The organism is Flavobacterium sp. AJR, assembly GCF_002156885.1.
GTDB lineage: Bacteria > Bacteroidota > Bacteroidia > Flavobacteriales > Flavobacteriaceae > Flavobacterium.
Genome location: NZ_NCWQ01000021.1, coordinates 25918 through 38457 on the forward strand (window position 1 = coordinate 25918; position 12540 = coordinate 38457).

General features: G+C 27.7%; 13 protein-coding genes. All 13 read left to right on the top strand.

Going from position 1 to position 12540, the window contains the following annotated elements; all coding sequences use genetic code 11:
* On the top strand, positions 1 to 975 hold the full coding sequence (locus B8T70_RS07040) for a glycosyltransferase family 2 protein (protein ID WP_086894405.1): 975 nt from the start codon (positions 1 to 3) through the stop codon (positions 973 to 975).
* Positions 976 to 1012: 37 nt separating this feature from the next.
* A complete protein-coding gene (locus B8T70_RS07045) occupies positions 1013 to 2083 on the top strand; it encodes a glycosyltransferase (protein WP_086894406.1) in 1071 nt (356 codons plus the stop codon).
* 60 nt (positions 2084 to 2143) lie between these two features.
* A complete protein-coding gene (locus B8T70_RS07050) occupies positions 2144 to 3286 on the top strand; it encodes an EpsG family protein (protein WP_086894407.1) in 1143 nt (380 codons plus the stop codon).
* 7 nt (positions 3287 to 3293) lie between these two features.
* Positions 3294 to 4316: a hypothetical protein gene (locus B8T70_RS07055; protein ID WP_086894408.1), complete on the top strand. Its 1023-nt coding sequence runs from the start codon at positions 3294 to 3296 to the stop codon at positions 4314 to 4316.
* Complete coding sequence (locus tag B8T70_RS07060; RefSeq protein WP_086894409.1) at positions 4313 to 5350, top strand: glycosyltransferase family 1 protein; 1038 nt, start codon at positions 4313 to 4315, stop codon at positions 5348 to 5350. Before B8T70_RS07055 ends, B8T70_RS07060 begins: the two co-directional genes overlap by 4 nt.
* Positions 5351 to 5362: 12 nt before the next feature.
* Positions 5363 to 6184: a glycosyltransferase gene (locus tag B8T70_RS07065; RefSeq protein ID WP_242667435.1), complete on the top strand. Its 822-nt coding sequence runs from the start codon at positions 5363 to 5365 to the stop codon at positions 6182 to 6184.
* Positions 6181 to 7083, top strand: a complete 903-nt coding sequence (locus B8T70_RS07070) for an NAD-dependent epimerase/dehydratase family protein (RefSeq protein WP_086894410.1) — start codon at positions 6181 to 6183, stop codon at positions 7081 to 7083. The genes B8T70_RS07065 and B8T70_RS07070 overlap by 4 nt, the downstream gene beginning before the upstream one ends.
* 269 nt (positions 7084 to 7352) lie before the next feature.
* The gene (locus B8T70_RS24450) at positions 7353 to 8423 is read left to right on the top strand and encodes an EpsG family protein (RefSeq protein WP_086894411.1); all 1071 of its coding nucleotides are present in this window, start codon (positions 7353 to 7355) and stop codon (positions 8421 to 8423) included.
* Between the two features lie 146 nt (positions 8424 to 8569).
* Positions 8570 to 9535: a glycosyltransferase family 4 protein gene (locus tag B8T70_RS07080; protein WP_086894412.1), complete on the top strand. Its 966-nt coding sequence runs from the start codon at positions 8570 to 8572 to the stop codon at positions 9533 to 9535.
* Entirely contained in the window at positions 9532 to 9957 is a 426-nt protein-coding gene (locus tag B8T70_RS07085; protein WP_086894413.1) for a dTDP-4-dehydrorhamnose 3,5-epimerase family protein, read from the top strand. Before B8T70_RS07080 ends, B8T70_RS07085 begins: the two co-directional genes overlap by 4 nt.
* Complete coding sequence (locus B8T70_RS07090) at positions 9950 to 11089, top strand: DegT/DnrJ/EryC1/StrS aminotransferase family protein (RefSeq protein ID WP_086894462.1); 1140 nt, start codon at positions 9950 to 9952, stop codon at positions 11087 to 11089. The genes B8T70_RS07085 and B8T70_RS07090 overlap by 8 nt, the downstream gene beginning before the upstream one ends.
* 24 nt (positions 11090 to 11113) lie before the next feature.
* A complete protein-coding gene (gene rfbC / locus B8T70_RS07095; RefSeq protein ID WP_086894414.1) occupies positions 11114 to 11662 on the top strand; it encodes a dTDP-4-dehydrorhamnose 3,5-epimerase in 549 nt (182 codons plus the stop codon).
* Positions 11662 to 12507 carry a dTDP-4-dehydrorhamnose reductase gene (gene rfbD, locus B8T70_RS07100; protein WP_086894415.1) on the top strand — a complete coding sequence of 282 codons (846 nt, stop codon included), beginning with the start codon at positions 11662 to 11664 and terminating at the stop codon, positions 12505 to 12507. The genes rfbC and rfbD overlap by 1 nt, the downstream gene beginning before the upstream one ends.
* Positions 12508 to 12540 lie beyond the last annotated feature (33 nt).

Below are 12540 nucleotides of genomic sequence, written 5' to 3' on the forward strand. Positions count from 1 at the left end.
ATGGTGGAAAAATTACCTCTAGTTTCTGTCATAGTAATTTGCTATAATCAAGAGAAAACTATTGGGCGTACACTTGACAGTATTATTGGCCAGCAAACTAATTATACTTTTGAAATAGTCATTGGAGAAGACGCGTCACCTAGTGACAAGACACGAGAAGTTTGTGAAAGCTATGCGGCTAAATTTTCCAACCTTATTCGTTTACTGCCTAGAGAAGCAAATAAAGGAATTTTAAAAAATTACTTGGATTGTGTAAACCAAGCGAAAGGAAAATATATTGCTACCTGTGCAGGAGACGATTGGTGGAATAATTCTGAAAAATTGCAAGTTCAGGTAGATTTTTTGGAAAATAACATTGAATATGGTGTTGTTTATACTAATTTTTCCAGTATAAATATTGATAACGGACAATTTGTTGAATTTGTGAATGATCCAGAAAATTTATCTTATTATCCTAGCGGGAACATCTACAAAGAATTATTATTAGGTAATCGCATAGCTGCATGTACAGTCGTGTTTAAAAGAGAATTGTTTATGCAAAATGTGGATTTATTGAGTTATAAATCGATGAATTTTTGCATGGAAGATTATCCAATGTGGCTGGAATTTGCTAATCACACAAAATTTAAATATCTACCTATTCCTACTTCTACCTATACAATTTCAAATGGATCATTAAGTAACCATGAAGGATTACAGAAGCTAGAAGAATTTGAAGAAAATTGCAATCTTATAAGAAAGTACTTTATAAGAAAATATCCTATTGACGGAATCAATGAAGAGTATTTAAATAATTTTCATTATCGTAGTATGACATTTAAAGCAATTTTAAAAGGATCTTATAAAGAAGCATATAACTTTGCAAAAAAAAATTCTGAAAAAACTTTTAAGCAGTATGTTGCAAAGGTAATGTGCAGTAATATAATTCTTAGTCGTCTATTCGCGATCTATTTAAAAAAAGCACAACGTCTTTAGAATTATTATTTAGTATAGAAAAACTTTAAAATTGAGTATGAAAAGTATATGTTTTTTAATTGGAGATATTTCCTATCGTGGTGGAGCTGAAAGAATAACTTTATCTGTTGCAAGTAAATTAGTAATTAAAAATAAAGTAACTATTTTAAGTATTGCAGAATTTAAAAATGAAGACTTGATTTTTGATATTCATCCCGATGTTCAATTAAAAACACTAGACATAAAAAATTGGGCACAAAAGTCTTCAATACGTAAAAATTATATAAAAATCATCTATTCACTTCGTCAATTTATTTTATCTAATTCGATTGATAATTTAATAAATGTGCAAGCTACAAACATGTTATGGACATTACCGGCACTTTTAGGAATAAAAGTTCGCACGATATGTTGGGAGCATTCTAATTTTACATCACACAAGTTTTTTCTTCATAATATCAGTATTTTTTTGGCAAAATTTTTTTCGGATAAAATTATTGTACTGACAGAAAGAGATAGAGTGTTTTGGAATACAGAAAAAGCTATTACAATTGCGAATTTTCCAGCTTTTAATATGCCAGATGTGAATATTGATAACAAACAGAAATTATTTATCGCAGTAGGCAGATTTTCTTATGAAAAAGCTTTTGATAGACTAATCGATATATGGGAAATTGTTGAGAAATCTATTGATCTTAAAGATTATCATTTAGCTTTATTTGGAGAGGGAGAACAAGAATCTATGCTTCAAAATAAGATTATAGAAAAAAAGTTAAAAAAAATTTCAATAAACCCATTTACTAAAGATATTAATTTAGTATATAACAAAGCATCAGCAATCTTTATGACCTCACTGTTTGAAGGCTATCCCATGGTTTTAATAGAAGCACTGCAGTTTGCGGTTCCAGCTATAGCTTTTGATATTTTAACAGGTCCAGCAGAAATTATAGAACAAAACAAGACAGGTTACTTAGTTAAGGATAATGATTTAAATGGATTTGCTGAAAAAATTATTCATATTGTAGAAGATGAACAACTCTTATACAGTCTTAAAGGCAATTGTTTAGAGCACAGAAAGAAATTTAAATCTGACTCTATCCTCCTTAAATGGGATCAATTACTAAATTAGAAGTCAATAATAATTTGAAAAATAAAGTGGATAATCATACAGTTTCATGATTAAGTAGTAATGGGTAATTTAGTATTTAGTCTTTTTTCAGAAGGTAAAATTTATTTATTCTTTTATCTATGGTTTTTTCTTCTGGCAGTTCTTGAAATTAGTAAGGATATAAAACCTTATAGAAATATTTTATTAGGCTTTTCGTGTTTAATGCTTAGTTTTTTTACTGGATTAAGATGGGACACAGGTACTGATTGGATTTCATATAAAGAACTATTTGATACCTTAGAATTAAACTGGACTTTCCTGTTAAATGTCTATGCATTTGACTTAGGATATGTTGTTTTTAATGCTATTGTTAGATTCTTTACGGATAGTTATGTACTATTTTTATTAATTGATAGTTTTTTAGCAGTAGGAATAGTTTTTTTATTTTTAAAAAAGTACTCTCCCAATCCAAATATGTCTTTGTTTGTTTTTTACAATGCTTTTTTTGTAGCGCAATTTATGGGCAGTAATAGAAGGATAATTTCATTAGGTGCAGGACTCTTTATTTTCTATCATATTTGTCATAAAAATTACAAAAAGTTTATTATTTGGGAACTTTTTGCTTTCTTATTTCATAGAACATCAATTATGATTGCCTTGGGTTGGTTAGTTCCTAAAAAAAGATTTTCAACTAATAAGGTTATAGCGATTTTGTTGTTGTGCCTTATATTGGGTATACCTCAGCTCCCGTTCAAATTAGTAGGCGCGCTCGGAGATTTGCTATCAGCTTTCAGTGGTAATTCATTTGTAGAAAAGCTAATGTATTATTCTGAAAATAAAGAAGCGGGAGTTTCAGAAAGTACCAACCCTGTAGTATTAATGACTTTATCTGTAGTAAAAAGAAGCATTTTTATTTCCTTTTATTTTTACATAATTAGACAAAATAGAGGACAGTTAGATTATTTGACAGATTATTTCTTTAATATATATATTATTGGATTTGCCATGTATTTGTTATTTAATGGTTCGCCAATTTTTCAGATGATTTCAACATACTATACTTTCATTGAAATCGTTTTAATAGGACGTGTTTGGAGTTATACTCGTCTAAATGCTAAATTTATTTTTCTAATAGTGTTGCTTTTTTATGGTTTTTTCCAATTATTAAGCTCCCTCAATGCATATTCAGAATTATATATACCCTATAAAACATTTTTAACATAATTATAAATTGGAAAATAAGTTTAAAATTTTACTAATTACTGGATCTTTTCCTCCTGAGCATTGTGGTGTAGGAGATTACACAGCTAAAATATTGAGTCATCTTCAAAAATCTAAAGAATTTGAAGTTCAGTTGTTTCATAAGTCTAATTGGAAATTAAATATTTTTTTTAAATACATAAAAGAGTTATATGCGGCAAAGGCAAATGTTTATCACCTCCAATATCCCACTGAAGGGTATGGATATAGTTTTTTGCCATTACTATTAGTTGCAGGGTTATTTTTTAAAAAAACGGTAATTACCGTGCATGAAATTTCAAGCAGGAATCGTTTAGCTTACATTTATACACAGGTTTTGATTTTTTTTGCAAGCAAGGTCGCAGTGGCAAATATTTTAGAATATAGACATGCTTGCCGGTTTGTTTTAAATAAAAAAAAGATTGTCATAATTCCCATTGGCAGTAATATTTCCAAATCAGATCTAAATATACATTTTCAAGATAGAAACATAGATTTAGCTTATTTTGGTCACATAAGGCCTATTAAAGGAATTGAATCCTTTTTAGAAGTCGTTTCTAAACTTAATTATAAATTTAAAATAAAAATTATTGGACAAGTTTTAGAAAAATATCTTACTTTTTTTGAATCTGTTAACTCTCAATGCCAAAAATTAGATATAGAATTACTTCTTAATAAGGATGAAAGTGAGGTAGCTTCTATTTTGTCTAATGTTAAGATAATCTTTCTCCCATTCCCAGATGGAATATCAAATAGAAGGGGTACATTACTAGCAGCTATTGAAAATGGATGTACTATACTATCTACAAGATCTCAAATTGAAGAATTTAACACTTTTTTTGATAAATACTGCTATCTTGTTGAATCAAATGAAGAAGCTACCTTAATTATCGAAAACTTATTGTCGCAGAAAATTTTTCCCAAAGAACTTGCAGACATTAAATATGAATTTTCATGGAAGAAAATTGTTGATGAACACTTATGTCTTTATAAGAATTTAATAAATAACTCATGAGAATAGGTATTGACTGCCGATTAATAAATCTAACTCAAAACACAGGTATTTCGAGATATACAGAATTTTTGATTGAATATTATATTCACAAATTTGATCTCGATAATATTATTCTTATAAGTAATGATCCTGAATTTAAGTATGATCGCTGTAATATTATTTATACTAAACTAAAGCCATTTAATATTTTCCATTTTTTTAAATTTTCGGGATTTATTTCAAACTCGAACTTTGATTTATTTCATGTTCCTTTTTATTCTGGTTTTTTTATAAAAAATAGTAAGACCAAAACTATTGTAACTGTTCATGATTTAATGTATAGATTTGTTCATGGTTTTTTCGGGAAAAATAAGTTTTTAAATTATTTAAAAATTAAATATTTTGACTTCATTGTAAAAAGATCATTGAAGAATTCTGATACAATAGTTTCAGTTTCAGAAACAACAAGAAAAGATGTTTTTGATATTTTTGGATTTTCTTCAATTCATATTCCTGAAGATTCGGAAATAAAAGGTGAAATGGATTTTGAAATTTTGAATAGATATAATTTGACTAGAAAAGGATTTTTTTTTTATTGTGGAAATAATAGACCTCATAAAAATATCAATTTTATTATTGACATATTTGCTAATAATCCTGATTTACCTCCCTTGGTATTATCGGGAAAAGGACATCAGAATAATAAAAATGTTATTGCAACAGGAATTGTCTCAGAAGAAGAACTAAAAGCTTTATACAAATCAGCTATTGCATTTATATTCCCATCAAGATATGAAGGTTTTGGTTTACCAGTTTTAGAGTCAATACGCCTAGAAACTTTTGTCATTAGTTCTAAAATTTCTGCATTTTTAGAATTTAAAACAAATAATATTTTCTTCTTTGAGTTAGATAATAAAGATGAATTTTCAGAATCAATAAAAAAGACTTTATCTCAAGAATTTATAATTGATGAATTATTTTTAACTCATTATGATAAAAAAAAAATCCATCTTCTAAATGATAACTTAGTTGATAATTTGCTAAATAATAATTAATACTTTTATATTTTGAATATCCAAATAACTTCATCTATCGTTTTGTATAAAAACGATTTAGAAATGTTACAAGAGGCAGTAAATTCAATTTTAGAAAACAATTTGCTTATAAAATTATATCTGATTGATAATTCTCCAACAGATGAATTGAAAATATTACTTAACGATGCAAGAATTGAATATTTCCACAATCCTGCTAATCCTGGATTTGGTGCTTCACATAATATAGCTATTAAAAAAGCCATCATTAAAAATGCAAAATATCATTTTATTGTTAATCCTGATATTTTTTTTAAGGGGGATGTAATTGCCCAGATGGTAGATTATATGGAAAATGATAAAAGCGTAGGTATGATGATGCCTCAGATTCTGAATAGAGATGGAAGTATTCAAAATTTACCTAAGCTTTTGCCTAGTCCTTTTAGTATATTAAAAAGAAAAATTAAAAAGCCAGCATTTGCTTATGAGGAATTTATTAAGAAATATGAATTAAGGCAAGTTCCTAAAGATGTTATCTACAATGCACCAGTGCTTTCGGGATGTTTTACTTTGTTAAATCTAGAAGCTATTGAAAAAGTAGGAATGTATGATGATGCTTTTTTTATGTATTTTGAAGATTGGGATTTGTCGAGAAGAGTGCATCAATATTATAAAACTATTTACTTTCCAAAAGTTTCGGTTGTCCATGAATATGAATCTGGAGCAAATAAGAGTAAAAAACTTTTCAAGATATTTGTAAATTCAGCTATAATATATTTTAATAAATGGGGATGGTTTTTTGATTCTGAAAGAAAAAAAATAAATAAGGAAGCACTATCTCAATTCAACAAATGAAAATCGCAATAACAGGAATAACAGGGTTTGTTGGTAAAAATGTGCAAGATTACTTGAAAACTTCGCACGAAATAATACCGATGAGTGTCCGATATGAATTTAATCAGAAATTTGAGATTAATACAGATGCTTTAATTCATTTGGCAGGTAAAGCCCATGATTTGAAAAAGATATCTGTGCCTAAGGATTATTTTGATGCCAATTATGAATTGACAAAACAGTTATTTGATGCTTTTTTAGAAAGTGAAAGTGTTGATTTTATTTATTTTAGCAGCGTTAAATCAGTTGCTGATAATGTTAAAGATATTTTGCTTGAAGATGTTAATCCCGAGCCTAAATCTCCTTACGGACAATCTAAATTGCAGGCAGAAAGATATATTTTGTCAAAAGAAATTTCAGAAAACAAAAGAGTTTTTATTATTAGGCCTTGCATGATTCATGGCCCAGGAAATAAAGGAAATCTAAACTTACTTTACAATTTGGTAAAAAAAAGAATACCTTATCCTTTGAGTGCTTTTAAGAATCAAAGGTCATTTTTGGGAATTGATAATCTTAATTTCATGATTAAAGAAATTCTTGAGAATAAGAATGTAGCTTCTGGAGTTTATAATTTTGCAGATGATGAGGTTTTGTCTACAAGCGATTTAGTCCAAATAATATCTTCTGTTTTAGATAAGAAAAATTTATCTGTTGCAATTCCCAAGAGTATAATTAATGGAATTGCTAAAATTGGAGATACAATTAAACTTCCTTTGAATTCTGAAGTATTACAAAAGTTAACGGAAAATTACAGAGTTTCAAATCAAAAAATTAAATTAGCAATAGGAGTTGATAAACTTCCTAATACTACACAACAAGGATTAGAAAAAACTATAAAAAGTTTCATCAGTAAACGTTAGAATATATGATACGTTTTTAATTTTAGTTTTTTGGAATAATCACTATAAATAGAGTAAGAAACTCGAATGTTCTTGATGGGATATTAGTTTCTTAGTGATGATTAGTATAAAAAAATAAAATATATTCAGAAATATAAGATAAAAATGTATTGTTATATATTAATTAAAAAAATGATTAAGATTGCCATTGTAAATAGACTAGATTAATTATAAAAAAATTGTTTGAAAGTAATTATATACTAATGTTACTATAATAAAAGATAAGTAGTATGGGGTTTTATGTTTTGTTACTGATAGTAATATTATTCTTGTTCTTTATTAGTTATAGATATTCAAATAAAGAAAAGATTGTTAGTTTAATTCTTTTGGGTATTTTGGTTTTAATAGGAGGGTTTAGAGATAGGATTGGTTGGGATTATAGTAACTATATTAATTGGTATGTTAAAGGAACTAGGGATGAAAATTTTGAGTTTGGTTTTTTAACGATTATGAAAGTCTTTCGGTATTTTAATCTAGATTATAGATTTCTTTTTTTCTTTTTTTCTTTTTTTACGTATTTTTTTGCATATCTTGGAGTCAGGAGATATACTAAAAAAAGTACTCTTCCTTTAGTTCTTTATTTTTTAATTCCAGTTTTGTTTTTGCATTCATTTACTTATATCAGACAATACTTATCTGTTACAATAGCTTTTTATGCTTTTACTTTCTTACTAGATAAAAAATATTTTATTTACTTTTTATTGATGCTATTGGGTATTTCATTTCATTACAGTTGTTTGATACCATTTGTGTTTTTTTTTATAGTCTATGTATGGGGAGACTCTGTAAAAAATAAGCATTTGTATATTCTAATGGGAGTTTCATTTATCATATCACAAATTGGAATTATTTATTGGTTAAGTTTACTTTTTAAAAATTCTCATTATCTATTTTATGTCTCCAGTAAATTTGCAGTTCCTGTCCCTTTATTAAAGTTATTGGTTATTAATACAATGGGGGTTTTAGTTATAAATTATTATAGAAAAAAAGGTTTTCAAAACAATCATCAAAAGTACTTATTGTTACTTTATGTATGTTCTATCTTTTTTTTAAATGTTTTTTCTGAATCTATAGAATTAACTAGGGTTTATATCTATTTCAGAATTTTCGAAATTATTCTTGTTGCAGATATCATACGTTATGGCTTGCTGAATAAGCGATTTTGGCTTATTATTTTTATATGCTGTTTTTATTTGCTTCCTTATTATAGAGCTATTAAGATTAACAGTGAAAGTGTACTAAAAGATGAATTTAAATTTATTCCTTATAAATCATTATTGTTGAAAACAGATAAGATATAATTCAGTCATAATTATAATTTAGATTATTATAGATAATGAATTAAATCATCTATTTAGAAATTGGCGAGAAGACTAATATAAAATAAGTAATAACAACAATTAGAACTTAAAAGATAAAAAAAATAAAAGCTATATAAAAATAAATAATGCAATACACAATCCTAGGAATTCTTTTGATGATTATAATGTTACTCTATTTTAAAGTGGCTAATCGATTTAATATTATTGACAAACCGAATGAAAGAAGTTCACATACTGAAATTACTTTAAGAGGTGGTGGGATTATTTTTTGGTTCTCTGCTTTGCTATATTTTGTACAAAATATTAAAGATAATTACTTTTTCTTTACTGGAATTACTCTAGTTAGTTTGGTTAGTTTTTGGGATGACATTCAAAGTTTATCAAATAAAATAAGAATCTCAGTTCATTTTTTAGCAATTACATTAATTTTTTATAATCTAAACGTTTTTAATTTGATGCCATTATATGGAGTCATTATTACCTATATTTTAGCCATAGGATTAATTAACGCTTATAATTTCATGGATGGTATTAATGGGATAACGGGTTTGTATACTTTAGTAGTGATGGGTTCGTTGTTATATGTAAATACTAAGATTCAATTATTTATCGACGCAGTTTTTATAAAGTATGCGATGATAGCTTGTTTTGTCTTTTTATTTTTCAATTATAGAAAAAGAGCAAAATGTTTTGCAGGAGATATTGGTAGTATAGCTATTGCTTTTTGGATAATTTATTTTATTTTGAAACTTATTTTAGTGACTAGTTCTGTAATTTGGCTTCTTTTTTTGGCAGTTTATGGTGTTGATGCAATACTTACTATTATACATCGATTATACTTAAAACAAAATATTTTTGAAGCACATCGCTTACATTTTTATCAAATTTTAAGTAATGAATATAAAATACAGCACAGATTGGTTGCTTTGTATTATGCAATTGCTCAGATAGTAGTTTCTGTCCTAGTTATATTTTTATATCAAAAAATTCAAGATTCATTATTATTCATAGTAATTATTGTACCATTACTTTTGATTTATACTTTGAAGTTTTATTTGATGAAGAAAAGTAATTTAAAATTAAATACATGATTCCAAAAATAATTCAAGGAGACAATTTTTCAGACCATCGTGGGACTATTTCGTATGTAAATGATTTTAGTTTTGCGGCTATCGAAAGGTTTTACATTATTAGTAATTCTGAAGAAAACCCTATTCGTGCTTGGCAGGGGCATAAATTAGATTTTAAAAATTTTTATTGTCTGAGTGGGGCTTTTAAAATTCATTTTGTAAAAATTGATAATTGGGAGAATCCTTCAAAGTATTTACCTGTGGAGACGATATCTGTATCAGCAGAAGATGGTAAAATTGTTTATATTCCTGCTGGCTATGCTAACGCAATCCAATCTTTAGAAAAAGGCTCAAAACTGATATCATTTTCTACATTGCCATTAGCAAAAGTAAGCGATGATGATGTTCGTTATGATTCTGATTATTGGAAAGTTAATGGATAATAAAAGGATTTTTTTATCATTATCGCAACAAAGTGGATTTGAAGAAAAGTATGTTCAAGATGCATTTAAGAATTCTTGGATTACATCTGGAGGACCTAATGTTGATGATTTTGAGAATAAGTTAGAAGATTATTTTGGTAACAAAGTTTCTATAGCAGCTTTAAATTCTGGAACAGCTGCAATTCATTTAGCATTAATTTTATTAGGAGTAAAATTGGGTGATGAGGTAATTTGTCAGAGTATGACATTTTCTGCATCTGCAAATCCAATTATGTATCAAGGTGCTACTCCTATTTTTGTCGATAGTGAAATAGATACATGGAATATTTCTCCAGAATTTCTAGAAATAGCAATTAAGGATAGAATTGCAAACGGAAAGAAACCTAAAGCAATAATCACTGTTCACTTATATGGAATGCCTTATAAAATAGATGAAATCCATACTATTGCTAATCATTATGAGATTCCAATAATTGAAGATAGTGCAGAAGCATTGGGTAGTAGCTATAAAGGGAAGAAGTGTGGGATGTTTGGTGATTTTGGAATCTTGTCATTTAATGGAAATAAAATAATTACAACTTCAGCAGGAGGCGCTCTGATTAGCTATTCAAATGGATTAAAAGAAAAAGCTATTTTTTACGCTACTCAATCAAGAGATAATGCTCAGCATTATGAGCACAGTGAGATAGGTTATAATTATAGAATGAGTAATATTTGCGCAGGAATTGGATGTGGACAAATGAAAATATTGGATAAAAATATTACTTCACGCAGGTCCATACATGATTTTTATGTAAATATATTTCAAAATATAAATGCCGTGACAGTTTTTGAAGAGCCTAATGAGGATTATTTTTCAAATTTTTGGTTAACTACCATTTTATTTAAAAATGATAGCGACAAGAAGATTAATAGAGAAACTTTACGATTAGCTTTGGAACAAGCAAATATTGAATCTCGTCCTTTATGGAAACCAATGCATTTGCAACCATTGTTTGCTAACTATCTGTACTATGGAGAAAAAGTTAGTGAAGGTTTATTTGAAAAAGGATTGTGCTTGCCGTCAGGGGCAAATTTAACAAGTGAAGATAAAAATAGAATTGAAGAAGTAATCAAGACTTTTTTTAATTAAGAAAAATATGAATTATATTTTAATATGAAGATTGAAGAAACATTTATTAAAGATTTAATCATTGTTGTGCCAACAGTTTTTGGTGATGAGAGAGGTTATTTTTTTGAATCATATAGTAAAACTAAATTTGAAGATTTAGGAATTAACATAGATTTTGTACAAGACAATCAGTCTTTTTCTAAAAGAGGAACTCTGAGAGGTCTACATTATCAAAACCCACCTTTTGCACAAACAAAACTAGTACGTGTTTTAGAAGGAGAAATAATTGATGTAGCAGTAGATTTAAGAAAAGATTCTCCTACCTATGGGAAATCATTTAGCATCTTATTATCTGCAGAGAACAAGAAACAATTGTTGGTACCACAAGGTTTTGCACATGGCTTTTCGGTTATTAGCAAAACGGCCTCAGTTATGTACAAATGTGATCAATTTTACAATAAAGCTTCTGAAGGCGGAATAAAATTTGATGCCCCATCATTAAATATCGATTGGGGAATGAACTTAAAAGACGCTATAGTTTCTGAAAAAGATCAAATTCTTCCTTTCATAGAAAATTGTAATAGTTTATTTTAATGGATAAGATACTTGTAACAGGAGCAAATGGACAACTGGGGTCAGAATTATTGGCTTTATCTTCAAATTATCCTCAATTTGAATGGTTTTTTGCTGATAGAACTAAAATTACTTTAGATAATCTAGATTTACTTAAAACTCAATTAAACGATATAAAACCAACAATTATTTTAAATTGTGGTGCTTATACAGCAGTAGATAAAGCTGAAACTGAAAAGGATTTGGCCAATAGAATTAATGATTTGGCAGTAGAAGTAATCGCAAAATATTCAGCTAAAAATAAAGTAAAATTAATCCATGTATCTACAGATTATGTTTTTGATGGAACATCATCATCGGCTTTGAACGAAGAAGCTCCTACAAAGCCTATAAATGTATATGGAGCTAGTAAAAGAGCTGGAGAAATTGCTTGTTTGAAAGAAAATCTAAATTCAATTATCTTAAGAACTTCTTGGGTATATAGTAAATTCGGAAATAATTTTGTGAAAACCATGCAACGTTTGATGCAGGAAAGAGATGCTGTTAATGTGGTAAATGACCAAATTGGATCTCCAACTTATGCTGCTGATTTAGCGCAAGCGATGATTAAGATTATTTCATCAGAAAAATGGATTCCTGGAATTTACAATTATTCAAATGAAGGTGAAATAAGTTGGTATGAATTTGCGTTGGCGATAAAAGAACTTGGTGGATATAATTGTGATGTTACAGGAATACCATCTGCATCTTACCCAACTCCTGCAAAACGTCCAGAATTTTCATTGTTAGATAAGAAAAAGATTAAGGATACTTATAATCTGGATATACCATATTATAAAGAGAGTTTAAAAAATATATTTACATAAATAAGCATGATTTGTAGATTTGACTTTTATTAT